The organism is Oceanisphaera sp. W20_SRM_FM3 (genome assembly GCF_052119705.1).
Classification (GTDB): Bacteria; Pseudomonadota; Gammaproteobacteria; order Enterobacterales; family Aeromonadaceae; genus Oceanimonas.
On sequence record NZ_JBGQOP010000032.1, the window covers coordinates 1 to 25,158 of the forward strand.

Consider the following 25,158-nt stretch of genomic DNA (forward strand, 5'->3'; position numbering starts at 1 on the left):
TTTTTTTCGTCTGGATTTTAGGTAAAGGGTGAAGCGTAAAGAGTGAAGGGTAGAACCAAGTCAAACAGCAACTCTTACGGGGCAGGGCTGGGCTAGACTGGATTGGACCTTGTATCTTGCACTGTCTGTTCGCTTCACTCTTCACCATTTACTCTTCACGGTATTAAGCGCATCTCATCACTTAGGAATAAGTTGGACCAGAGAGGGTGTTTTCGCAGGTTCGAATCCTGCAACGCCGACCAATTAAAGAAACCAGCCTAACAGCTGGTTTTTTTTCGTCTGGATTTTAGGTAAAGGGTGAAGCGTAAAGAGTGAAGGGTAGAACCAAGTCAAACAGCAACTCTTACGGGGCTGGGCTGGGCTAGACTGGATTGGACCTTGTATCTTGCACTGTCTGTTCGCTTCACTCTTCACCATTTACTCTTCACGGTATTAAGCGCATCTCGTCACTTAGGAATAAGTTGGACCAGAGAGGGTGTTTTCGCAGGTTCGAATCCTGTAACGCCGACCAATTAAAAAGCCAGCTCAAGTAGCTGGCTTTTTTTCGTCTGGATTTTAGGTAAAGGGTGAAGCGTAAAGGGAACAATCCACTCAATAAAATGTTGAGCTCTGAGCATTTAGTTTTTAATTCAACACTCAAAATTAAGCATTCAACATTGCCTTTGGCACGGCGCAGCTTGGTAGCACATCTCGTCACCGTCTTTTGTAGCCGCTGCTTTAGCTGCGAAATTCTGCGCAGCAGTATGATTAATACCATTCTGTAAAACTAGCTGATCAGTATTATCACTCTTAGTGAATACAACACCTAAAGTCAGGCTGGACGGTGTTTTGTAGTCTAGCGCTTCAGCTGCTAGTCCCGTCTTAGCGGGAATGTTTAAAGCCTTCTTGCTTTGCAAGACCCACAGCTGAAGCGTGGGACTACAAGGGCGGCACTTATCTTTGTGATTCGCTTAAACAGGCCACTTCTTTACTTAGATTGGTATAAATATCATATTCAATCCGTGGCGCTACGCACCACCAGCCAGCTAAAGCAGGCTTCTACAAACACCATCCTTTGCCGTCTTCCTGATGCCCATCAGGAAGACGGAAAAACTTATCACCCAATGCCCATACATCCCGCTTTCACCTCATGTCTCATTATTTACTCCTCACGGTATTCACCTCACAAACAGGACTTAACGGCAAAATAGCCCTACAATGGCCTAAGTCTCTGTAGATCATGGCAATATCATGACCGAAGAAGTAAACATAAAAAAAACCAAAGCTAGCAAGCCGACCAGTGCCACTCAAGTGCAGTCGCTGTCGCGCGCCTTATTGCTGCTCGAATGCTTGGCGGCCTCGGATATGGGCATGTCACTCACCGAAGTGGCCAATAGCCTAGATCTCGCGCCTTCTACCACGCATCGCTTGCTTAATAGCTTGCGTAGCCACGACTTCGTGGACGTAGATGACACGCAAGGCTTATGGAGCATAGGCGTGAACGCCTTTGCGGTCGGCAACGCCTACCTAAAAAAACGCGATGTGATTGCGCAATCTCGGCCATTTATGAAGCGCTTAGTGGCTGAGACCGGTGAAACCTCTAATCTGGCTATTCTTGAGCAAGACAGAGTCGTGTATGTGGGGCAGGTGGAATCACCGCAAACCATGCGCATGGTGGTGTCGTTAGGCAGCAGCTCGCCTTTGCATGCATCGGGTGTGGGTAAGGCCTTGTTATCTGTGGTGCCCATTCAAGATGCCATGGCGTTAATTAAGCAAACCAATATGGTGGCCTTTACCGAGCACACTATTACCAATGCCGAGCAGTTCGCGGCAGAGTTGCAACATATAAAGCTACAAGGCTACTCGTTAGACGACGAAGAGCAATTTGAAGGCCTGCGTTGTATCGCTGCCAATATCTACAACGAATACGGTGAAGCGGTGGCGGCCATCTCTATCTCTGGCCCAGCAGTGCGAGTAAAACGCGAGCGCTTAGAGAGTTTAAGCCAGCTAGTGGTAGATGCGGCACAAGAGGTGACGCTGGCCATTGGCGGCAAAGTTCCTAAAAAATAAAAACATCTTCGCCACGGAATCCACGGAACCCACTGAAAGTTAAGATAAAGATTAGGGCGAATGTTTACTGGGTCATCACTTCGGCCTGACAAGATTAGGGCTTTCTACCTATTTGTTTTATTCGTCCATAGTTTCTGTGCTTTTCGTAGTAAAGAGGTGTGGCAAAAAATGCTCTTTACCGTTTTAAAACCAATAACAAGGCCAGTCTGATGACTGGCCTTGTTGCTGTTCGCTTATCGCACTCAACGCGTCTGTTTAGAAGCTCAGTGGGCGATCGCCTTGTTCGTCTTTAATACGCGTTGGCATGCCCATGTCATTAAGCAGGTTAATGAAAGGGCGGTGTGGCAGCTCTTCTACATTCACCATGCGCGATACATCCCACTCGCCGTTGGCGATTAAGAGGGCGGCGGCGACTACGGGTACGCCTGCGGTATATGAAATACCTTGGCTGCCGACTTCTTCATAGGCCGCTTCGTGGTCGCTGACGTTATAGATGAATATTTCTTTGTCTTTACCGTCTTTTTTACCCTTAACCAAGTCGCCAATACAGGTCTTGCCGGTGTAATTAGGTGCTAAGGAAGCTGGGTCCGGCAATATGGCTTTCACTACTTTTAACGGCACTACTTCTAAGCCTTCGGCGGTTTTAACTGGCTGTTCAGATAACAAACCTAGGCTGTTAAGCACGTTAAATACGTTAATGTAGTGCTCGCCAAAGCCCATCCAAAAACGCACGGTCGGCACGTCTAAGTGGTGCGACAAAGAGTGTATTTCGTCGTGGCCCGTCATGTAGCTGGTTTGCATGCCGACCACGGGTAAGTCGTCGGTACGCTTCACTTCGAACATCTTATTTTTTACCCAAGCATTATTCTGCCAAGACCAAACTCGACCGGTAAATTCACGGAAGTTAATTTCAGGATCGAAGTTAGTAGCAAAATAATGGCCGTGATGACCGGCATTGATGTCGATAATATCGATGGACTCCACGCGGTCGAAGTAGCCTTCTTTAACTGCTGCCGCGGCATAGGTGTTTACCATACCCGGATCGAAACCGACACCCAAGATGGCGGTTACGCCGTTATCGGCACACAGCTGTTTGCGTTTCCACTCATGGTTAGCGTACCAAGGTGGATTTTCACAAACTTTATCGGGGTCTTCGTGAATAGCGGTATCCATATAAGCGGCACCGGTTTCGATGCACGCCTGTAATACCGACATATTAATGAAAGGCGAACCGACATTGATCACCATCTGCGACTGTGTTTTGTTAATTAACGCTTTGGTGGCTTCTATATTTAGCGCATCCAATGCGTGAGCTTCCAAGTCGCCGGCAGTTTTTAAGCTGCCCTTTTCCTGTACGCTGTCGACAATTTGTTGGCACTTATCGACGGTGCGCGAGGCGATGTGGATGTTACCCAGAACATCATTATGTTGTGCGCATTTATGAGCAACAACTTGGGCAACACCACCGGCACCAATAATCAGAACGTTTCTTTTCATTTTTTTCCTCTAACCGCCTCCTTAAAAGGCTCTGTTATAGTTGATTCATGCCTCAGGAGAGGCTGTTTACAAAGTCGTTGAAACTAAACTCCTTAACCAACTCCACGCTACCGTCGAGCTGACGTATGGCAATGGCAGGCATATTCACGCCATTAAACCAATTCTTTTTCACCATGGTGTAACCGGCGGCGTCGATAAACGACAACCGATCACCCACTTTAAGTGGCTGTTCAAAATTAAACTCACCAAAAATATCGCCGGCTAAACAAGACTTACCGCAGATCATGTACTCTAACGTGCCGTCATTAGGCGCCATCTTCGCCGATTCGCGATAAATCAGCAGATCCAGCATGTGTGCTTCAATGGAGCTGTCGACAATCGCCAATTGCTTACCGTTATAAAGTGTATCCAGCACCGTGACTTCTAGTGTAGTGGTCTGGGTAATAGAAGCTTCACCTGGCTCAAGATAAAGCTGCACGTCGTAACGCTCGCTAAAAGCCTTAAGACGTGCACAGAAGTGATCAATAGGATAATCGTCGCCAGTAAAGTGAATACCCCCGCCTAAGCTCACCCAAGTAATGTTCGGGCGCTTAAGCAGGTCGCCAAACTTAGCCTCTATGTCAGTTAGCATATGATCGAACAAGGCAAAGTCATTGTTCTCACAGTTGTTATGGATCATAAAACCCGAAATTTGCTCCAGCACTGGCGTGATTTCTTCTGCATTCCACTCACCTAAACGGCTGAAGGGGCGGGAGGGATCGGCAATTAAGAAGGCGGAGCTAGACACGCCGGGGTTTAAGCGTAAACCACGCACATGATTAGTAGACTCATCGGCAAAGCGGGTGAGCTGGCCAATAGAGTTAAAAATAATTTTATCGCTGTGGGCTAATACTTCGGCTATTTCGTCGTCGGCGTAGGCCACGCTGTAAGCGTGAGTCTCGCCTGGAAACTTCAGTTTGCCCAGTTTCACTTCGTTAAGTGAAGATGAGGTAGTGCCGTCCATGTATTGACTCATTAAGTCGAATACCGACCAGGTGGCAAAGCATTTTAAGGCCAGCAAAGCTTTGGCACCGGAATGCTCGCGTACATAGGCGATCTTTTCCATGTTGCGCAACAATGCGGCTTTATCGATGAGATAGTACGGAGTTTTTATCAACTAGGTCATACCCTCTTGACTGCGTTTATCCACCTGGCGGGAACACAGGAAAATTTGAAGCGCATGATTATAGTAGAAAGGGTGAGCAGCTTCGAGCTAAATCGGCCTTTGCCGCTTTTGTGGCCATAAAGAGATACAAACGGGCATGTTTTCTGTGCAATATCGGTTTCTATGCACACCATGTTCGCCATAATTGGCATTTATTTAGTCGGATGATGAGCGCTTTACGTCGGACGCTGTACGCCGACCGTTAGAGATAAACACGTCGGCCTCTGCCGTTTTACCTAGCTGACAACCGTATCTTGTTTTTATTGCTGAGTATTTAGATCGAGATCCTGATGTGCATCAGGAAGACAGCAAGAGCCATAGATACACTGCGCATCCTGTAGCCTTGCGCTTTAGCTGCAAGTCTTGCGCAGCAAGAAGGTTTTTCGGACGGCGTAAGGCGTACCACGTAAAGCGATGTTTTCAGTTTTTTAGCGTATGTTTTTTGTGCGAGGTTAAAACAGGAGAGTAAAGCGTGAGGTGTAATACGTAAGGCGTACAGCGTTAAACGTACAGCTGTCTCTTAAAAGAAGGTGGGGCAGCGCGCTGATAATTAAGATCTTACACAAAGCCCCCTGAGTGAAAGCTCGTACTTATCTTTGCCTGCCCCGATTCTTAACTGCCCGCCAACCTAAATTAGCGGGCAAACGGCAATATCACTCGCCGCGGATGTTGTGGTTAGCCAAGTGCTCAAGCGCCTTGATCAAACCAGAGTGATCCCAACCAGCACCGCCCAGAGCGTTACAAGTGTTGAACAACTCTTGTGCGCCAGCAGTGTTAGGCAGAGAAACACCCAGTTCACGTGCGCCAGTCAGAGCCAAGTTCAGATCTTTCTGGTGTAAAGCAATACGGAAACCTGGGTCAAAAGTACCCTTAACCATACGCTCGCCGTGCACTTCTAAAATCTTAGAAGAAGCGAAACCACCCATCAGTGCTTCACGCACCTTGGCTGGGTTTGCGCCCGCTTTAGAAGCGAATACCAGTGCTTCTGCAACTGCTTCAATGTTCAGTGCAACAATGATTTGGTTCGCTACTTTAGTAGTCTGACCGTCACCGTTACCGCCTACCAGAGTAATGTTCTTACCCATGATTTCGAACAAAGGATTAACTTTGTCAAATACTGACTGCTCGCCACCAACCATGATGGTCAGGGTTGCGTTGATCGCACCCACTTCGCCGCCAGATACTGGAGCGTCTAAGTAGTCGGCGCCAGTTTCGTTAACGCGCTTGGCGATAACTTTGGTAGCGATAGGAGAGATAGAAGACATGTCTACTACGATTTTGCCAGCGCACAGGCCTTCAGCCACGCCGTCTTTACCGAACAGTACGTCTTCAACCTGTGGGGTATCGGGCACCATGGTAATGATAATTTCAGCGGCTTCTGCAACGGCTTTAGGTGTTGCCAAAGCAATACCGTGCTCGCCTACCAAGTCAGCTGGAGCTTCGTTGAAATGCTCAGAGAAATAAAGGGTGTGACCTGCTTTTTGCAGGTTCTCAGCCATTGGCTTGCCCATGATACCGGTACCGATAAAACCTATCTTCATCGTAAATTCCTTATTAACTTGTGGGGTTAGTTAACGCCGTGCAATGAGCTTGGCGCCTCATACCTTTAAGAATTGCCGTGTTGCAATGCAACTGTTGCGGTGCTACACGGTCAAAGATTTAGTTCAGGCTGGCGTAGTTCTTCAACCAAGTCAGACCGGCTTCGGTGGTGGTAGCTGGCTTATATTCGCAGCCAATCCAACCGTCGTAGCCTACTTCGTCCAAGTACTTAAACAAGAACTCGTAGTTGATCTCACCGGTACCTGGCTCGTTACGACCTGGGTTATCAGCCAACTGTACGTGGTTGATGTTGCTCAGGTTGTTTTTAACGGTACGGGCCAAGTCGCCTTCCATGATTTGCATATGGTAAATGTCATACTGCAAATACAGGTTAGCGCTACCCACTTTTTCGCGGATAGATTGCGCTTGCTTAGTGTTGTTCAAGAAGAAACCTGGAATATCGATAGTATTAATCGCTTCCATTACCAACTTGATACCAGCAGCTTCCAGTTTGTCAGCAGCAAATTTCAGGTTAGCAACAAAGGTCGCTTCAGCTTGGTCGTAAGACACGCCAGCTTGCTGAATACCAGCCAAGCAGTTGATCTGGGTGTTGCCCAGCACTTTAGCGTATTCAATGGCCTTATCAACACCGGCTTGGAATTCTTCAACACGATCTGGATGGCAAGCAATGCCACGCTCGCCGCCGTCCCAGTTACCGGCTGGCAGGTTAAACAACACCTGAGTCAGACCATTGGCATCCAGTCGGGCTTTAATGTCTTGTGCGGTTTCAGCATAAGGGAACAGATATTCTACACCCTTAAAGCCAGCCTTAGCGGCGGCTTCAAAGCGGTCCATAAAGGCCACTTCGGTAAACAGCATAGACAAGTTGGCAGCTAATTTAGGCATAACAATGTCCTTCATTAATTTGGGGGCAAAAATAAGCCCAGCCAAGCGGCTGGGCTTTAAGGTATTAATTAATCAAGCAAAGAGATAGTAGCGGTTGGCGCATCAACGCCTTTTGCTGCTAATTCTTCAAACTCGTTAACTGCGTCAATTTCAACGCCCATAGAAACGTTGGTTACACGCTCAAGGATCACTTCAACTACTACTGGTACAGAGAATTCAGCCATCAACTTCTTAGCTTGTTCCAGTGCAGGAGCGATTTCTTCTGGCTTGTAAACACGGATTGCTTTACAGCCCAGACCTTCAACAACCTTAACGTGGTCAACACCGTACTCGCCCAGCTCAGGAGAGTTGATGTTTTCGAAAGACAACTGCACACAGAAGTCCATGTCGAAGCCACGCTGTGCCTGACGGATCAGACCCAGATAAGAGTTGTTTACCAGTACGTGGATGTACGGCAGTTTAAACTGTGCGCCAACGGCCAATTCTTCGATCATGAACTGGAAGTCGTAGTCGCCAGAGATGGCAACAACGTTGCGAGACTTGTCTGCAGCAACCACACCCAACGCCGCTGGGATAGTCCAACCCAGAGGGCCAGCCTGACCACAGTTGATCCAGTTACGTGCGCTGTATACGTGCAGGAACTGAGCCGCAGCAATCTGTGACAAACCAATGGTAGATACATAAGTCGTATCGCGACCAAATACTTTGTTCATTTCCTGGTAAACACGCTGTGGTTTAACTGGAACGTTGTCGAAGTTGGTCTTACGCTGCATGGTGCTCTTGCGTTCTTTACACTCAGCAACCCAAGCAGAACGATCTTTCAACTTGCCAGCGGCTTTCCATTCTTTAGCAACTTCTAAGAACAGATCTAGAGCTACGCCTGCGTCAGATACGATACCCAAGTCTGGGCAGAATACGCGACCAATCTGAGTAGGCTCTATGTCTACGTGGACGAACTTACGGCCCTTGGTGTAAACATCAACAGAACCTGTGTGACGGTTAGCAAAACGGTTACCGATACCCAACACGAAGTCAGATGCCAGTACGTTGGCGTTACCGTAACGGTGTGAAGTCTGCAGACCACACATACCAGCCATCAGCTCGTGGTCGTCTGGAATAGTGCCCCAGCCCATCAGAGTAGGAACTACTGGCACGTTTACCAGCTCAGCAAACTCAGTCAGTTGCTTGTCTGCGTTGGCGTTAATAACACCACCACCAGATACCAACAGCGGCTTGTCAGCTTCGTTCAACATAGTCAGCGCTTTCTCGATTTGGATACGAGTTGCAGCTGGCTTGTACGGGATCATTGGCACGTAAGCTTCAGCGTCAAATTCAATCTCAGCCATCTGTACGTCGAACGGCATGTCGATAAGAACAGGACCTGGACGGCCAGAACGCATGATGTGGAATGCCTGCTGGAAAGTACCGATCAACTGAGCGGGCTCCATTACGCAGATAGCCCACTTAGTTACTGGCTTAGCGATAGCTTCGATGTCTACCGCTTGGAAGTCTTCTTTGTGCATGCGAGCACGTGGCGCTTGGCCAGTGATGCACAAAATTGGAATCGAGTCAGCCATAGCTGAGTACAAACCAGTGATCATATCGGTACCGGCAGGGCCAGAAGTACCAATACACAGGCCGATATTGCCTGGGTTTGCACGGGTGTAGCCTTCAGCCATGTGTGACGCGCCTTCAACGTGGCGAGCCAGTACGTGTTCAATTGAACCTAAGCCACGCAATGCTGCGTAGAAAGGGTTAATCGCGGCGCCGGGAACGCCAAAGGCTTTAGTTACACCTTCAAGCTCAAGGATTTTGGCGACTGCCTCGATTGCTTTCATTTTAGCCATAATCGGTATCCACTCATCTGAGGTGCTCTCGGCACCATGGTTATTAATCTAGGGATAGTGGTTACTGGTTTCGCCTATAAAGCGAAGATAAATCAGTAACCCTTAGCGTGATCATACAAAAAATACTGTGACGATCAACCAATTTTTGGAAATCATTTTTACAATGTGGAATTGTCGAAATGTCCAAACGGTAGACTCAGGCTATTTTGCACAATCATTGTGTTAATTCTATGGCAGCGTCTTGCTACTCAGTCTGTCTTGCATCAATAAGGCTGCACTTTTTGCGTTGCCGACGGGTATCGGTATCGCTTAGGTGGAAGAACAAATTGAGTGATAAAGCAGAGGGCTAGCAAAACCTACGAGGCACAGCATAGCAATAATATGACAAAAAGCACATTCGCTACGTATTTTGATTACAACTGTGTGAACAATTTACTCATTAAATTCTATAGTTCGTTAGCGCTTTATCTACCTACTGCTAACCTTAGCCCCTTCGGAGAGCTATCAGCTTTAAGCGGTCAGCTGTCAGAAGCCGCTTTGCTTTGTGAAGAGTGAAGAGTGAGGCGTGGGGAGGAAAACTCAATTTGGCCTTTGAGCTGCACTAAACTCACTGCGCACCCAAGTACTGCTCTTTATCCCTTACGAAATAATAGTGGTCAGATTTGAAAGGGCAGCGCCGAACTAAACAAAAGACGGTGACGCCGTGGTCTGCATGGTGCAGCAAAGCTGTTGCTTTGCAATGTCTGTTGTAGTCGCGTGCTTTAGCCTGCGCAGCAGGCTCCGCCTCGAATGCTGAGTTTTAACTGATAGCTTAAAGCTTAAAGCTGAAGGCTTACCGCTGCTTCTAACCTTTTTTGTGCACTGCACAAATAAAAACTTGCCAATCTCTATTGTGCAGTGCACAATCATTTCACGCCTTAGCCAAGAAAGTAGCGAAATGATGTTTTTCTTGCAGGCGTATCAGGCTTAATGCCTCCCCATTCTTCTGGAGATATACAATGTCATTATTCAATACCGAACAGCTGCAAGCGACTCAAAAAGAAAATTTGCAGGTAGTACAAAATTTAACTAACGGCCTAATCGCCAACGCCACCAAACTGGGTCAGCTGCAGCAAAACGCCTTCACTAAGTTAGTAAGCAGCCAGTTTGAGTTTGCAAACAAATTGTTCGCAGTACGTGATGCCAAAGATTTTGCTGAATTGCAAAATGAATTCTTTAGCCCAACTGCAGCGTTAGACCAGCAACTGAACTTTAACCGCGAAGTGTTGGCAGTATTAACTGACAGCCAAAAGCAAGTTAGCCAGTTTGCTGAAGAGCAAGTAGCTAAAGGTAGCGAGCAGATCAATGAAGCAGTTGAAAAGCTTGCCGGTCAAGCGCCAGCAGGCAGCGAGCACGCAGTAACAGCATTCAAATCAGCCGTATCTAACGCCAACCAAGTATTTGGTCAGGCACAAGCTGCGACTAAAGACGCCACTACTATTGCTGAGCAAGCGGTAAAGCAAGCCGCTGAGCAGTCTGAGAAAGCCGCTCGTGAAGTAGCTCAAGCGACTGAAAAGAATCTGGCTACAGCAAAAGCTGCAGCAGAGCAGCAAACTAAAGGCGCACGTAACGCCTCTAAAGCTAACTAATAGGCTCTACTAGTTAGTTTCAAAAATAGCGGTAACTGCTTAAGCGATAAGGATGATTCCTTATCGCTTTTTTTTGCTTATTTTTTAGCGTCTGTGTCAGGAGTGTGGTCGGTATCTTGGTCGGAATTGTTATCTTTACCAGACTGAGCGTCGCTTGGCGCGTCTTTACTCTTAGTGCTGCTACCCGCAAAACCGCCGAACAGGCCAAACATATTTTGGGTGTTCATATATAAGTCGCGCGACTGTTCAACATACTGTCGCATCATATCTTGCATGATGGGCGCTTGGCCTTGCATAAAATCGGTCCAGGCTTGTGAGGATTGCGAGCCGGTTTGCGTTTGAATGTCGATTACCGACTGAATGCTTTCATCTAAGTAGCTGCCGAGCACGCCTTGAAAAGGGCCATAAAAGCAGATGATATTTTTCAGCATGGTGCTGGAAAAAATCGGATTACCATCACTCTCGGCTTCTTGAATAATCTGCAGCAAAATACTACGGGTAATATCCTCACCGCTTTTAGCGTCTACTACCTGAAAGGGCTCTTGCTCTTGTACTAGGCGGCGAATATCCACCAAAGTAACATGGCTACTGGTGTGGCTATCGTACAGACGACGATTCGGATACTTCTTGATAATACGGACATTGTCCTGCGATTTTGTCATGCGACCCAGCTTCTTAACCATCTATTGTGACAAACAGTGTATCTCAAAGGCAGAAAGTGCTCAATTTGGCAAAACATAGCGCCAAGTGCCCGGCGCCCAGCATTCAGCTAAACACCGGTCTTGAAGACTAAGTATTTTGTCCCGGTATTCGATATTAACTGCCTTAGCACTTTTGCTATCGTATTAGCGACTGACCTTTGCTTTTACTTGGCGCTGGGTGCTTGGCGCCGGGCGCTGCTCTCAAGTCGTGAATCGCGCCTTACCATCTGTTACTATTCTGCTTAAATTTATTACCAACTAATGAGATCTCCGATGCAAGTTGCAGACAACACAGTAGTACAGTTCAACTACACCTTAAAAAGTGAAGAAGGTGATACGCTAGACACCAACGTAGACAACGCGCCGCTGGCCTATTTGCATGGCCATAACGGCATGTTAGAAGGCATAGAAGCTGCCTTAACTGGCAAGAACGAAGGCGACAGCTTTAGCATTACCTTGGCGCCAGAAGATGCTTACGGTGAGCGCAAAGAAGACATGATACAGCGCGTACCGGTTAAGCATTTGCACGGTGCTAAAAATTGGAAAGCCGGCATGATGGCCACCGTTCATACCGAGCAAGGCGAGCGCCAAGTGACGGTAGCTAAAGTAGGTAAGTTTATGGCAGACATAGACATGAACCACCCATTAGCCGGTTTAACGCTGATTTTTGATCTGGAAGTAGTGAGCGTACGCGCCGCCACCGAAGAAGAACTTGAGCACGGCCACGCACACGGCGAAGGCGGTCACCACCACTAAGCTTGAGCCTTAAGCGGTAAGCTTTACGCTGTAAGTTAAAGATTAAAAAAGCCGAGCAGATGCTCGGCTTTTTGTTGGCTGCGGCATACGCGGCGCACGGCTGGACTAGTCGGCAAACTGCTTAGGCTGCACCAGTCTCAGGTAGTCCTTCATGGGCAGGCTAAACAGTTCACGGTAGCTACCGGCACTAAAGACGATTTCTTTCTGGTGGGCGAGTTCGGTGTCGAGATACACCGGCATGTCATAGAGGTTGCCAAATGGGGGCAGGGCACCGACTTGGCAGTCGGAAAACTTCTCGCGAAAGTCGTGTTCATGCACAAGGGTCACTTTCTGCGCCGACAGGGCTTGGGCTAGGGTGTCGGTATGGATCATTTTGGGGGCGGGCACCACTATCATGGTCATCTGGCCATCCAGCGTCACAATCACTACTTTGGCCATTACGCTGCCTGGTATATGGGCGACTTCGGCTACATCTTGTGCGGTAAAAGCCGGCGAGTGGGTAATCACCCGATATTTAACCCCCTGTTGATCTAGGTATTGTTGTAGTCGTTGAGCAGGCATAACACTTCCTCCTGACTGATAGGGAATATCAGTTGAAGTATAGGATCCCAGCCGAAAGCGGTCAGCTCGCAGCTGGAAGACAACACTGAAAACCAAGACTGACAGCGTCTGGGGTGCACGCCGAAAAGATGGAGATGCCAAGAGGCAACTGGGTAACCTCCTCCGACACGCTTCAAGCACTTCCCTGTGACGCTCAGCACATGACATCCCTGTCATGTGATGGTCGGCTGAGGTTATCCCAGTCGCCTCTCTTATTGGTGTGGTGGGTAGCAAAAAGCAAGACCTAACTCCGTGATCGCTTTGGTTCAAAGGCGAGTCTACCCGCGAGACCGCGCCAGCTCATATAAGGGATGGTTAAGGGCTGTACATCAAACTTTTTAGTATTCACTATTCAAATTATCTACTAATTGTATACTATATAGTATCGATCAATTTTCCCACAGTGGACATAAAATGAATCTACTTCATGAAAATCATCAGCTTCATTTTTTCGTAAATAATACTGATATTGAAGTGAATCCCGACCTCATCAGAGCAATAACTGAATTTTTTCCTGATTTGAATTTAGCTCCAACTTATGGGAAAGAGTTCAATCCATTGAGTGGAGAACAAAAAGATATCTTAGTTCTTATAAGCCCAGATCAGTCTCTGAGGATTGAGTTCCCAAGTCATGAAACTATGATTTTTAAAGAAGGTGGGACACAAGAAGATTTCAAAAAATTATCTATTCGCCTTATAGATGGGTTGGCTAAGCTATTCCCATTTAAAAAAGGGAATAGACTTTCTATGCTAAATGCTAAATTTTACGAAGGCTCTGAAGGTCAATACGAAGCACTATATAAGTCTTTGTTTACCTACAAACAAGCCAGTCCTTTTGAGTGGGATAATCGTGTAGTTGAAAAACGAAAACTGCCTATTAGTAGAGAGGAAATTAATAGCATTAGTATGATCCGCCGTGTAGAAATTAGAACTCCCTATTTAAAAGGCGGAAAAGAAACTGACGTTGTTATTTTTGAGCTTGATAGTAACACAATTCATCAAAACACAAGTAATAGATTTAGGTTGCAAGATAGTATAGATATTTATAGTGAATTACAAAATAACAATTTACGGATATCAGAAGAGCTGAAACGTTACTTTGATGCTTAAGGAGTGAGTATGGAACAGCTTGTCTATAATACTAAGTTTGGTTCAGGAAGCTCATCTAAACCTAATTTATCATCATCTAGTAGCGCGACTTTAGCTTTCGAAGCACTTCCAAGAGTGGAGGTGATTCGAGCAGTTAAACAAATAATATCTTTCGTAATCTCGGATGACTTTGTTGAGGGGGAGATTACAAAAACTCAGCTTTATCTTGAAAAGTTGCATATGCAAAACCCTTACCTATTTACCGAAGCATTTTCGACTGCATGGGTGCAGTTATTTGCTTCCGATAATGAAATATATCTATTTACACTAATCTCTGTTTCATCATGCCTACCATATGAGTGGCTGAGACAACATGGTGACGCACTTATTTTGGGTTGTTCATCGCATGAAAGTGAACTCGTCAATGAGGCTTGTATAAGATTAGCGGAATCTTGGGAAATCCCTGAACATGCTTCTAAGTTAGAAAAAATGAAAGCCTTTGAGTGTAAATGGTTGGAGTCTTATAGGCGAGAAACGATTTCCTATTTAAAAGGGCTTAATTGATGGGCTTACTTTTAAGGAAGATCTCACTAAATAAGTGGAAGGGGAATATAAATAAACCACCTAGTAATTATAGTGCTGATGCTATAACTGGTTGTACACGAACGACTTCAAACACACTGTCTGTATGGTCATCATGTACACCTAACTTTGATGACGAAAAAGTTAAAGAGTTAATTGTTGGCCTAGCATTGTCGATGCCTCAACCAGCAAAAATAGATTTAATATGGCTAGATGAAGATAAATTAAAAAGTAGAGGGCTTCAAATAAAAAGCACTGAAGCTAATAGCGTCTATACTTCCATCAATTCTAGACATAAAGACATTGAGGGCTTGGATCATGAAAAGCTAGGTATAGTAGGTCAGCATATTGTAGAGCAATTTACAATTCCTGAAAATGTCAATTCTATAGCGAAAAATAAGCTTGTCAAACTAGTAATCGAGTGGATGAAAAAAGAAAACACTTTTTCTCTTGATGATTTAAATGAAAAGTGGTTAGAAGAAGTTAACAAAAAGCTCTAGAGTAAGTTTTAATTTATTACTCGACTTTTTCCCTCCGCAGCAAAACACTGAGTCGGGAGGCTGGGAAGAAAGTCCTGCCCCAGTGATGCCATATCAAAGTGAAATTCATATGACGTTTTCACATTATAGGCAGCTCGGGTCAAAAATTGGAACAGCGAGTTGCCTGCATACTTTACAACAGGCGTCGCTGGAGCATCGAGGGGAATGAAGGGATCTGCTCAGCCGACCATCATATGACAGGGACGTCATGTGCTGAGCGCCGCATGGATGCGGGTTAAGCGAGTCGGAGGAGCAGGCCCTTTGTCCGACTTATACTGTGCAGGCACATTAATCCGCTGTTTTAATCACTCTAATCCCTAATCCCTAATCCCTAATCCCTAATCCCTAATCCCTAGCATCCAGTTTTGCTAGGCTGGCGGCCAGGGTTTCTATGGCGCTGGTGCGTTCGTGATCTTGGCGAGGTTTGCGGCCGTTCAGGCTCGACCAGGCCGGATAGGCGCGGGCGGTGGTTAGTTGGGGGGCCAGTTCGCCTTTACGCCATTGCTGCTCCAGAGGCGTGTCCATTTGAATGCGCTCTTGTGCCGCGTGGCCGCGTAGTTCTAAAGCATTAAGTAGGCGCTGCTGGCGAATGGCCAATAATCGCAGCGTGCTGTCATTAACCGTGAGTTCGCGTTCGCCGCGCCATTTGCCCTTGATACGTTCACCGTAACTGCGAAAGGTTTGGGTGAAACCGCCGATGGCCGCGCCCAGCACGGTGGCGGCACCTAGGCTTAGCCCGCCGGTAAACAGGTCAATGCCTGCACCTGTGGCGGCACCGGCTGCCATGCCGCCGCCGACTTTTACGCCTAATTGCTTCATGGTGGCGGGGTTAAATAAATCCTCGCCCCAGCGGCCTTCTTCTAGCGGTAAATCTTGGGCCTCGGCGTCGTCTTTACGAAAGGCGTACAGCTTTAATAGCGCTTCTACGCATTGTTGCTCACGCTGGCGAACATCTTTATGCAGCTGTTGAATGGCTTCTGCTAATAAGTCGGGGTGCACGCTGCGCCGTGCGGCAGCTACGTCTATTAATAGCTCGGCAATCAGGCGCTGGCTGGCTTTGCGGCGCATTTGTACTTGGGCAAGATTGTGATCAATTAAGCGTTGCAGGCGTGGGCGTTGGCTATCTAAAACTAGGCTTAAATTTTCATACAGTCGCTGCTCGCCATCGGCAGGGGGCGCCACGCTGTCGAAGCGCACTACGGCATGTAAACCTAAGCGGGCTAACACTTCGCGCCATGCGGCTTCGCGCTGTTCGGGGGCGTTTACAAAATTTAACACCGGCAATAAGGGTTTGCCGCACATGGCTAAAATCGCCAGTTCATCGCGATATTTCGCCAATACCGGCTCGCGGGCATCAATCACATAAAAACCGGCATCGGATTTTAAGAGCTGGCGTAGTACTTTGGCTTCTTGCTCAAAACGCTGGCGGGCTTCGCTGGTATTTAAAAAACGCGCCACTTGCTCTGGGCCGTCAAGGCGCTGCTCGGATTGGGGTAGTTGCTCTATGTATTCGTAGAGCGCCACCGCATCTTCAAACCCCGGCGTGTCGTACAGCTCAATTAGCGCTTCGCCATCCACCGACAAGCGCGCGCCTTCTACATGTTGGGTCGTGCTGGGGCGATGGGAGATAGCGCCAAAACCCACATCACGGGTGAGGGTGCGCAGCAATGAGGTTTTGCCCACATTGGTGTGGCCCACCACCGCCAGTGTTAGGGGTGCGGTTTGCTCAGTCATTCGCTTGTCCCTCCATTTTCTCTGGCTCTTGTTCCAACCAAGCCCAAGGGGCGCTGCGGCTATGGGCAATGTTTAGCTCATCCAACTGTTGCTGCCAGATAGTCAGTCGCTCAATGGGCGCATTGAGCTCCAATAACCACACCCGAGTTTCTGCTGCGGTGCGTGATAGTTCGGCAATTAAATGCAAGGTGCCTCTGTCTGCAGAGCGCTGGGGATTACAAGCAATCAGCAGTCGCGCCGGTGGTTGTTTGCTCAGTTGCTCCAGCACTTGGTGGCGCTGTTCGCGGGTATCAATTATGCCGGCATCTTGGATCTGAGCTGTAGGCGCCAACTGCTCGGGCGGCCAGCTAATGCTGTCATCCAGCTCAATGCCGACTAACACGGCGTCGTGCCCCGCTAATTGTGCGCCTGCCGTGGTGCTCGGCAGCGCTGAGGGCGCCTCATCTACTACGCCTAAGCGCTCGCTGCTGGGCTGCACCCGCTCATGTAATGGCTGCCACACTTCATCATTGGCATTAAAGGCCAAGCGCTTAACACCACTACGCCAGCGCCATTCGCACAATAGGCTAAAGGTAAGGCGCGGCAACACGCCGTAGATTAACAGCATGCCCAGCAGCCAACTGGCCCAAACCTGCCTTGCGCTTTCACCCGCTTCGGCGTGCAAACCGCTGACTTGTATCAGCTCGCTGTTAGGTAGCGCAAAACCCAGCCAAGCGGCAGGCTTGCCCAGTGTGTTTACCAGCATCACAAAGGAATCACTGGCCACGATAGTGGACTCCCACACAAAGCCATATCTGCGGGTCGCCAATAGCGCAATCAGCGAAAGCAGCGCTGTGCTTAAGGTGATCAGCCACCAGCCGTGCAGCAAGCGGCCTAAGCCCCAGCGCAACAAGTTATGCCGTTGTAATAATACCAATAACGCCGGTGCTAACTGCGCGGCTTTGGCATCGCGCGCCAGTTTATTGCTCAGCCACAGCCAAGCGTGGCTGAGCGGTGAGCTAGTTTGTTTGGTCAGCAATAAGCTAAAACACCAAGCCAGCAAACTGAGTAGGTTTAAGCCGATCAAGCCCGACAGAGCCCAAAAAATATTGATGGCTTCAGGGTTACCGCTGAGCGCGGTTTTCGCCAACACTACGCCAGAGATGATCGCACTAAAAATTAATAACCATAACGCCAACCGCGCGCCTTGCAGCCAGTGCTGTAGCGCGGTCACGAGACCATCGCGCTTGGCTAAGAATAAGCCGCGCACCCTGAGCCGCTCAGCCAGCGATCCTTGAGTGGCGCGGGCTTTGCGGCAGGCTTCATTATCTTCTAGCAGGCCTGTGTGCTCCTCGCGTAGCCGCACGGCTTCGCAGAGCCAGAGTGTTTGTAAGTTTGAGTTTTGATCAGTCACAAGCAGTCCATTCATCGCGGTAATAAAGCTATTGTGCCTGAGAATAGAGCGTGAATAACGTAAATGCTTAAAGGCTCAATCTTTTTGCCACGGAACCCACGGAATCCACGGAAATGTTACGATTTTAAGATGAATATCCTGTGAAGAGTAAAGAGGCTGACATAACACCGAACCTTGTTCATACCACAAAGCTTCTTTATCATCTTTGATAATACACCCGCTAAGCCTATGGCTGCCTCGGTAGTCACGCTCAAATCGTGCGGGTTTTTTATTGCCTACTTTTGATCCAAAGAGATGTGAATTTTTTGCCAAGCCTGCTACCGATACTCTTCCGGACAACAGTTGAATGCATGTGATGAAGTGCCTATGCTCTTTACCTTTGCTCAATACCATTACGTATCTGTATTTTTATGGTTGTTTAATGGATTTCATCAAGACGCTTAAGCGCCTATATAGGGATAATTATGAACGCAGTAAAAAACGTTACCAAACTCGGATTAGTTTTTGGCTTGGCTGTCGTGCTGACCGCTTGCGGTGGCGCGCCTTCAGATGCAGACGTACGTAAGGCGCTGGAAGAGCAGATCCAAAGCGATATGAATCAAGTGACGGGCAGCCTAAAAGGGACCGGTCTTGATGGCGCTATGGATGGCATGATGCCAAAAATTGACAATATTTCACCTCAAGGCTGTGAAGAAGCGGCCAACGATATTTATAACTGTACCGTTGAAGCCACCATTACCGTGATGGGTATGCAGCAAACTAATATGCAAGAATTTAGCTTTAAGAAAAACAAAGCTGGCGAGTGGAAAGTGGTGCGCTAAGCCAATGTTAGCGTTGTGAGTCGCGAGCTTATTTTCTATCCGCGGATCATTATTGGCGGCTAAAAATTAACGATTGATTATGCACAAGCAAGGCGCGCATTTAACTTAAGTTAATGCGCGCTTTTTATTGCCAGATTGCAGCTTGAAAAATTAAATCTCCCCAAAAAGCCTTCTAAAACACCTTAAACGGAGTAGTTAAAGAGAGAAGTGCAAGTGAGGCCTCAAGGCTGAACTTGGCACTTAAATTCCTTAACTTTAAAAATTACCGCAACCAAGAAGAGATCTTATGACATCAGTAATGCTCGATACCGTGAAAGAGTTCACCGACTCATTCTTTGAAAAGCACTGGAGTAGTCATCTGCCCACTCGGCCTGAATGGAATGATGTTTGGGCATTTATAGGCGGCTTGCCCGGTGGTGATACCCAAGGTGTATACCTGCTTATGAGTGAAAACGAGGAGGTGCTCTACATTGGCGTAGGAGCATCCAAAGTGGGGGGCCGATACAGTGGTCATGGCATAGGGAGCAGGGTGTCTGAATATCATCGTATGGCTGAAGGGCAAAGAAGCGTCTCGTTAGAACAGCGTAAGTACATACCTAAAGGTGATTGGGCTGAACGGGGCCTAGCTAAAATCGTGACGATTGGCTTTACCTCTGAATACGCTTATATGGCTTATGCATTAGAAGCTTTCTTGATTCGAGAAACAGAGACTCCTCATAACAAGGTCAGGTCGGCAAGGCTGTCTTAACTATTGATAATCTTTTAATAAAATTAATTTTATAAAAAGCACTCGTGCGCTCGCGAGTGCTTTTTTTGCACAAAAATAGAGAGGGCATAATATGAAGCTGGAGCTTGATTCGCAGAAAATTGTAATATTTTCTGGCGCTGGATTAAGTGCCGACAGTGGCCTGCCTACTTTTAGAGATCATAATGGCCTGTGGCAGAACCATAATGTTCTAAAGCTTGCGTCTGCCGAGATGTTTAAAAATAACCCAGAACTCGTTCATCAATTTTATAATGAACGCAGAAAGCTGGCGGCCAACGCCATGGCTAATGTCGCGCACTTGGCGATTGCCGAATTAGAACATTATTATCAAGTGGTGGTGATAACCCAGAACGTGGATGAGCTACACGAACAGGCCGGTTCAACTCAGGTTATTCATTTACACGGTAAATTGTCTGAGGCGAGAAGCAGTCTGGATCCCAGTCTAACTTATCCTATTGGGGACGAGCCGTTATCCGCCAGTGATGTGGCAGAGGACGGTTCTCTTTTGCGACCGAATATTGTGTGGTTTGGTGAGTCAGTGCCTAATTTAACCCAAGCAAAACAACATATGCGCAGCGCCGGCAAAGTATTGGTGGTCGGAACGTCACTTGCAGTAGAGCCCGCGGCTTCAATACTGAAGCATGCACGGCTAGGTGCGGAAAAATATATGATCAATCTGGATATAGTGTCAAAACCCTATGGTTTTAGATTCTTGCGCGGTAGCGCCATAGATTGCGTACCAGACTTGGTGAACCGTTGGCTTAAATCAGCCAATGAAGCGTAAGCACAAATTAAAAAAGCCGAGCAAATGCTCGGCTTTTTTGGTTTCGCTATGCGTTAATGCGTATTAGCGCGCGTCATTTAACGCCATACCTAGCGCCATATCTAGCGCATCGTCACGAATTCCTCAGCGCCCGTTGGGTGTATTGCCACACAAGCGTCGAAGTCTGCTTTGGTGGCGCCCATTTTCACGGCCACCGCAAAGCCTTGTAGGATTTCGTCCATGCCAAAACCTATGCCGTGCACGCCGACTACTGTTTCGTTTTCACCCACACAGACCAGCTTCATCTTGCAAGGCTGGCGGTGCGCGGTAACGGCTGTGTACATAGAGGTAAAGGTAGAGGTGTAAACTTTCACCTGATCGTCACCGTATTCGGCTTTAGCTTGGGGCTCGGTTAAGCCCAAGGTACCAATCGGCGGATGGCTAAACACCACGGTTGGGATCAAGCTGTAATCCATTTTGGCGTTAGTTTGGCCATTAAATAAACGCTCAGACAATAAACGACCGGCCTTAACGGCCACCGGCGTCAGCTCTACGTAACCAATGTTATCGCCCACTGCATACACGCCCTTGGCGCTGGTGTTTTGATATTCATCGACCTTGATGTAACCCTTGGCATCGGTTTCTACGCCAGCGGCGGCTAAGTTTAGCTTGGCAGTCAGTGGGCGACGGCCGATGGCCCAGATCAGGCAATCTACGGTGACTTGCTTACCGTTTTCTAAATACAGCGTTAAGCTGCCGTCATTGTTCTTTTCAATGCTTTTAGGCACAGACTCGGTATGAAGTGTTGGACCTTCGGTATTCATGGCCTCTACCAAGGTATCCACCAAAATGGGGTCAAACTCGCGCAGCGGCGAGTGCTTGCGTACCAACAAGTGGGTTTCTGAACCCAGTGCGTTCATCACGCCCGCTAGCTCAACGGCAATATAACCGGCACCCACTACCGCTACGCGCTTTGGCTGTTCGGTTAGGGCAAAGAAGCCGTCGGAGTTAATGCCGTGCTCGGCGCCTGGGATCTGCGGGATAACCGGCTCGCCACCTGTGGCAATGGTAATGTGATCTGCTGTGTATTCTTCGCCGTTGACGAGAACTGTGTTGGCGTCTTTAAAGCTGGCGAAGCCTTTAATAACGGTTATCTGGTTATTGCCGAGCACGCGGTCGTAAGATTGATGAATACGGCCAATATAGGCTTGGCGGTTTTCTACTAGCTTGGTCCAGCTGTGGCTTTTAAGGTCGACATCAAAGCCATAATCCTTGGCATATAACTTAATGGCATCGGCTACTTGAGCGCCATACCACATGACTTTTTTCGGTACACAGCCTACGTTTACGCAGGTGCCGCCTAAGTCTTTGGCTTCAATTAAGGCAACTTTTTTACCGTGCATGGCGGCGCGGTTTGCCGAGGCAATACCGCCGCTACCGCCGCCGATGGCGATGTAATCAAAATGCTGTGCCATGTATATGCTCCTAAGGGGAAGATGAGAAAATCTGAGGCAAGAATGGAAACTAGCCTAAGCTATCGGCGATTGTACACCAAGACTTGCTTAATAATATGCTCACTTTATAAGCGTTATCGGCGAAACTTGGCCTTTATGGCCAGTAAATGCTTGAACATTGTCTCCGCTATCACCATGTTAGAGGTATTCCTCGATTGCTTAACCGCAAGTCGATGGCCAAAACACCAAGAGGTACCCAAATGACTAATCCGCTACTGACCATGGACGGCTTACCGCCGTTCAGCCAGATCAAGCCAGAGCACATTAAGCCGGCGCTAGAGCATGCCATTGCCGACTGCAAAAAGCGTGTAGCAAGCGTGCTGGCGCGTGATGAAGAGTTCACTTGGGACAACCTAGTGGCGCCATTAGAAGAAGTGGGCGATCGCTTATCGCGCATTTGGTCACCGGCCAGTCATTTAAACAGTGTGCTCAACAGCGAAGAATTGCGGGTCGCCTATGAAGAGTGCTTGCCGCTGTTATCTGAATACAGTACTTGGATGGGCCAGCACCAAGGCTTGTTTGATGCCTACCAAAGCTTGGCCGCGCGCGACAATTTTAAAAAATTAAGCCTAGCTCAGCAAAAAGAAGTGAATAATACGCTGCGTGATTTTCGCTTATCGGGCATAGCGCTTGAGCCTGCACAAAAGCAGCGCTTTGGTGAGATAAAATCTCGCCTGTCTGATTTAGGCTCACGCTTTTCTAACCAAGTGCTAGACGCCACCCAAGCCTGGACCAAATCGGTGACAGATGTGGCCCAGTTAGCCGGTCTGCCTGAGTCAGCTCAAGCCGCCGCCAAGGCGCAGGCTGAGGCTCGTGAGCTAGAAGGCTGGTTATTTACGCTGGATATTCCGTCTTACTTGCCGGTGATGATGTATGCCGACGATGCCGCTTTGCGTGAAGAAGTGTATCGCGCGTACAGCACCCGTGCTTCAGACCAAGGCCCGAATGCGGGCGAGTTTGATAACACCACCGTCATTGAAGAAACGCTGGCACTGAAGCACGAATTAGCCGAGTTGCTGGGTTTTGAAAACTACGCGCAATTATCGCTGTCGACCAAGATGGCCGAAAACGAGCAGCAGGTGTTGGACTTTTTAGACCAGCTGGCCGAACGTTCTTATCCGCAAGGTCAGGCAGATTTAGCGGAATTAACCGAGTTTGCTCGCGAGCATCACGGTATAGATAAGCTAAATGCCTGGGACGTAACCTATTACGGCGAAAAGCTAAAACAGCATAAATACACCATTTCTGACGAAGAGCTGCGCCCGTACTTTCCGGCGAACAAGGTTATTCATGGTTTGTTTGAAACCGTAAAACGCTTATTTGGTGTAAAAGTGACCGAGCGTTTTGGCGTAGAAGTGTGGCACACAGATGTGCGCTTCTTCGATATTTGCGGCGAAGATGGCGAGCTGCGCGGCAGTTTCTACTTAGACTTGTATGCTCGCGCGAATAAGCGGGGCGGCGCTTGGATGGACGACTGCATGGGTCGCCGTTACCGTGAAGATGGCACCTTGCAAAAGCCGGTGGCCTACCTCACTTGTAACTTTAACGGGCCGGTTGGCGATAAGCCGGCGCTGTTTACTCACGGCGAAGTGGAAACTCTGTTTCATGAGTTTGGTCATGGCATTCACCATATGCTGACCAAGGTCGACGTGGCCGGGGTGGCCGGTATTAACGGCGTGCCCTGGGATGCGGTTGAGTTACCGAGTCAATTCTTAGAAAACTGGTGCTGGCAGCCCGAGGCTTTGGCCTTTATTTCCGGCCATTACCAAACTGGTGAGCCGCTGCCGGCAGACTTGCTAGAGCGCATGTTGGCGGCTCGTAACTACCATTCGGCGCTGATGATGCTGCGCCAGTTAGAATTTGCCTTGTTCGATTTTAAACTGCACATGAGTGCGGATGGCGCCAAGCCCGGCCAAGTGCAAATGATTTTGGACGAAGTGCGCAAGTCCGTAGCCGTGTTGCCACCGCCAAGCTTTAACCGTTTTCAGCATGGTTTTGCCCATATTTTTGCCGGCGGTTATGCGGCGGGTTATTACAGCTACAAGTGGGCCGAAGTGCTGTCGAGCGATGCGTTTTCGCGTTTCGAAGAAGAAGGCATCTTCTGCGCTAAAACGGGCCGTGATTTCTTGCACGCCATTTTAGAGCAGGGCGGTGCTAAAGAGCCGATGGAGTTGTTTAAGCAGTTCCGTGGCCGCGAGCCAAAAATTGATGCCCTGTTGCGCCACTCAGGTATCAGTTCAGGTATCACTTCTGACGTCACTGCGTAATCGATTACCAGTGTAAATAATGCAATACAGCTTACGGCTGGCCCAGTGCCAGCCGTTTTTAATGGTAAAGCGAATGACAGCACCTTTGATCTCACTGCAAATTGTTTTAGAAGACGACAGCTTAACGGCCGAAGCCGAGCGGCTGACTCAAGCGCTGGCGGGCGTGAGCGCCATGGCACCCTTTGCCTTGGTGTTAACCCAAGGCCGCGTTGAGCTGCAAAAACTCGACGAGCCAAAATTAGGCGGCGTATATGTGGACTTGGTTGAAGGCGCCGTTGCGCATAGGCGCAAGTTTGGCGGCGGCCGTGGGCAGTCTATTGCCAAGGCGGTGGGCTTAAAAAAAGGCCATAACCCGACGGTGGTAGATGGCACAGCCGGTTTAGGCCGAGATGCCTTCGTGTTGGCCTCCTTGGGTTGCAAGGTCTGGTTGTGTGAGCGCCATCCGGTGGTGCACGCGCTCTTGGCCGATGGGCTGCGCCGCGCCGCTCTTGATCTCGAAATCGGCGATTGGGTGAGTGAGCGCATGCAGTTGCTACCGCTCGGCATCAATTTGGCTGAGATCAGTGGCTTGACGGGTGACGCCATCGATGTGGTCTATTTAGATCCTATGTTTCCGCACAAGAAAAAAGCCGCCTTAGTGAAAAAAGAAATGCGCGTATTTCACTCATTAGTGGGGCCGGATTTAGACGCAGATGCTTTGCTGCCACAGGCCTTGCAGCTGGCACGCGCCAGAGTGGTGGTAAAGCGCCCGGGTTATGCGGGCTTCTTAAATGAAGTGCCACCGGTGGCGCAAATAGAAACCAAGAACAATCGTTTCGACTTATATATTAAGCAGGCGCTTTAAGTCCTACGGGCAGCGGTACGTTGTAAGCCATACGCTGTACGCCTGGAATGGCCCGACTAAAGTAGACACCAGTTTAAGCAGCATTAAGTTGCTGCGCATATGCGTTGGGGGTTAATCCT

21 protein-coding genes are annotated in these 25,158 nt (G+C 48.4%); 11 read left to right on the plus strand and 10 right to left on the minus strand.

The features are described from left to right. Window positions 1-1,230 precede the first annotated feature (1,230 nt). Window positions 1,231-2,049: an IclR family transcriptional regulator gene (locus ACEN2G_RS13400; RefSeq protein WP_442022373.1), complete on the plus strand. Its 819-nt coding sequence runs from the start codon at window positions 1,231-1,233 to the stop codon at window positions 2,047-2,049. Window positions 2,050-2,304: 255 nt separating this feature from the next. Here ACEN2G_RS13400 and ACEN2G_RS13405 read toward each other — a convergent pair whose 3' ends face one another. The 5 genes from ACEN2G_RS13405 to gcl form a co-directional block, all read right to left on the minus strand. Further along, a complete protein-coding gene (locus ACEN2G_RS13405; protein ID WP_442022375.1) occupies window positions 2,305-3,546 on the minus strand; it encodes a saccharopine dehydrogenase family protein in 1,242 nt (413 codons plus the stop codon). A 52-nt stretch (window positions 3,547-3,598) separates the two neighbouring features. After that, complete coding sequence (locus ACEN2G_RS13410) at window positions 3,599-4,702, minus strand: carboxynorspermidine decarboxylase (protein ID WP_442022377.1); 1,104 nt, start codon at window positions 4,700-4,702, stop codon at window positions 3,599-3,601. A 701-nt stretch (window positions 4,703-5,403) separates the two neighbouring features. Then, window positions 5,404-6,291, minus strand: coding sequence for a 2-hydroxy-3-oxopropionate reductase (locus tag ACEN2G_RS13415; protein ID WP_442022379.1), 888 nt, complete (start codon window positions 6,289-6,291; stop codon window positions 5,404-5,406). A gap of 118 nt (window positions 6,292-6,409) precedes the next feature. Beyond that, window positions 6,410-7,195: a hydroxypyruvate isomerase gene (gene hyi / locus ACEN2G_RS13420; protein WP_442022381.1), complete on the minus strand. Its 786-nt coding sequence runs from the start codon at window positions 7,193-7,195 to the stop codon at window positions 6,410-6,412. A gap of 68 nt (window positions 7,196-7,263) precedes the next feature. Continuing rightward, complete coding sequence (gcl, locus tag ACEN2G_RS13425) at window positions 7,264-9,033, minus strand: glyoxylate carboligase (RefSeq protein ID WP_442022383.1); 1,770 nt, start codon at window positions 9,031-9,033, stop codon at window positions 7,264-7,266. 1,007 nt (window positions 9,034-10,040) lie between these two features. Between gcl and phaP the strand changes: the two genes are divergently transcribed. Further along, entirely contained in the window at window positions 10,041-10,670 is a 630-nt protein-coding gene (phaP, locus tag ACEN2G_RS13430) for a TIGR01841 family phasin (RefSeq protein WP_442022385.1), read from the plus strand. 77 nt (window positions 10,671-10,747) lie between these two features. Here the strand turns inward: phaP and phaR are convergent, their stop codons facing one another. Continuing rightward, window positions 10,748-11,332: a polyhydroxyalkanoate synthesis repressor PhaR gene (gene phaR / locus ACEN2G_RS13435; protein ID WP_442022387.1), complete on the minus strand. Its 585-nt coding sequence runs from the start codon at window positions 11,330-11,332 to the stop codon at window positions 10,748-10,750. Between the two features lie 312 nt (window positions 11,333-11,644). Between phaR and ACEN2G_RS13440 the strand changes: the two genes are divergently transcribed. Then, on the plus strand, window positions 11,645-12,127 hold the full coding sequence (locus ACEN2G_RS13440) for an FKBP-type peptidyl-prolyl cis-trans isomerase (protein ID WP_442022389.1): 483 nt from the start codon (window positions 11,645-11,647) through the stop codon (window positions 12,125-12,127). Window positions 12,128-12,232: 105 nt separating this feature from the next. Here the strand turns inward: ACEN2G_RS13440 and ACEN2G_RS13445 are convergent, their stop codons facing one another. Further along, window positions 12,233-12,688, minus strand: a complete 456-nt coding sequence (locus ACEN2G_RS13445; RefSeq protein ID WP_442022391.1) for an aminoacyl-tRNA deacylase — start codon at window positions 12,686-12,688, stop codon at window positions 12,233-12,235. A gap of 453 nt (window positions 12,689-13,141) precedes the next feature. On the opposite strand from ACEN2G_RS13445, the gene ACEN2G_RS13450 reads away from it, so the two are divergent. Genes ACEN2G_RS13450 through ACEN2G_RS13460 form a run of 3 tightly spaced genes read left to right on the plus strand, consistent with a single transcriptional unit; the run spans window position 13,142 to window position 14,898 of the window. Then, on the plus strand, window positions 13,142-13,837 hold the full coding sequence (locus ACEN2G_RS13450; protein WP_442022393.1) for a hypothetical protein: 696 nt from the start codon (window positions 13,142-13,144) through the stop codon (window positions 13,835-13,837). 9 nt (window positions 13,838-13,846) lie between these two features. After that, window positions 13,847-14,380 (plus strand): hypothetical protein, encoded by a 534-nt coding sequence (locus ACEN2G_RS13455; protein WP_442022395.1) that lies wholly within the window; start codon window positions 13,847-13,849, stop codon window positions 14,378-14,380. Next, window positions 14,380-14,898, plus strand: a complete 519-nt coding sequence (locus ACEN2G_RS13460) for a hypothetical protein (RefSeq protein ID WP_442022397.1) — start codon at window positions 14,380-14,382, stop codon at window positions 14,896-14,898. The genes ACEN2G_RS13455 and ACEN2G_RS13460 overlap by 1 nt, the downstream gene beginning before the upstream one ends. A 384-nt stretch (window positions 14,899-15,282) precedes the next feature. Here ACEN2G_RS13460 and ACEN2G_RS13465 read toward each other — a convergent pair whose 3' ends face one another. Together ACEN2G_RS13465 and ACEN2G_RS13470 are read right to left on the minus strand one after the other, a co-directional pair. After that, the gene (locus tag ACEN2G_RS13465) at window positions 15,283-16,671 is read right to left on the minus strand and encodes a DUF3482 domain-containing protein (RefSeq protein ID WP_442022398.1); all 1,389 of its coding nucleotides are present in this window, start codon (window positions 16,669-16,671) and stop codon (window positions 15,283-15,285) included. Next, window positions 16,664-18,064, minus strand: a complete 1,401-nt coding sequence (locus tag ACEN2G_RS13470; protein WP_442022400.1) for a DUF2868 domain-containing protein — start codon at window positions 18,062-18,064, stop codon at window positions 16,664-16,666. Before ACEN2G_RS13470 ends, ACEN2G_RS13465 begins: the two co-directional genes overlap by 8 nt. 464 nt (window positions 18,065-18,528) lie before the next feature. Between ACEN2G_RS13470 and ACEN2G_RS13475 the strand changes: the two genes are divergently transcribed. The 3 genes from ACEN2G_RS13475 (at window position 18,529) to ACEN2G_RS13485 (ending at window position 20,435) form a co-directional block, all read left to right on the plus strand. Beyond that, the gene (locus ACEN2G_RS13475) at window positions 18,529-18,885 is read left to right on the plus strand and encodes a hypothetical protein (protein ID WP_442022402.1); all 357 of its coding nucleotides are present in this window, start codon (window positions 18,529-18,531) and stop codon (window positions 18,883-18,885) included. Window positions 18,886-19,171: 286 nt separating this feature from the next. Further along, window positions 19,172-19,633 (plus strand): hypothetical protein, encoded by a 462-nt coding sequence (locus ACEN2G_RS13480; RefSeq protein ID WP_442022404.1) that lies wholly within the window; start codon window positions 19,172-19,174, stop codon window positions 19,631-19,633. 91 nt (window positions 19,634-19,724) lie between these two features. After that, window positions 19,725-20,435 (plus strand): Sir2 family NAD-dependent protein deacetylase, encoded by a 711-nt coding sequence (locus ACEN2G_RS13485; protein WP_442022406.1) that lies wholly within the window; start codon window positions 19,725-19,727, stop codon window positions 20,433-20,435. A 101-nt stretch (window positions 20,436-20,536) separates the two neighbouring features. Here the strand turns inward: ACEN2G_RS13485 and gorA are convergent, their stop codons facing one another. After that, window positions 20,537-21,889, minus strand: a complete 1,353-nt coding sequence (gene gorA, locus ACEN2G_RS13490) for a glutathione-disulfide reductase (RefSeq protein WP_442022408.1) — start codon at window positions 21,887-21,889, stop codon at window positions 20,537-20,539. Window positions 21,890-22,128: 239 nt separating this feature from the next. On the opposite strand from gorA, the gene prlC reads away from it, so the two are divergent. Next, window positions 22,129-24,195: an oligopeptidase A gene (gene prlC / locus ACEN2G_RS13495; protein WP_442022410.1), complete on the plus strand. Its 2,067-nt coding sequence runs from the start codon at window positions 22,129-22,131 to the stop codon at window positions 24,193-24,195. A 73-nt stretch (window positions 24,196-24,268) separates the two neighbouring features. Further along, window positions 24,269-25,039 (plus strand): class I SAM-dependent methyltransferase, encoded by a 771-nt coding sequence (locus ACEN2G_RS13500; protein WP_442022412.1) that lies wholly within the window; start codon window positions 24,269-24,271, stop codon window positions 25,037-25,039. The last annotated feature ends 119 nt before the right edge of the window (window positions 25,040-25,158 follow it).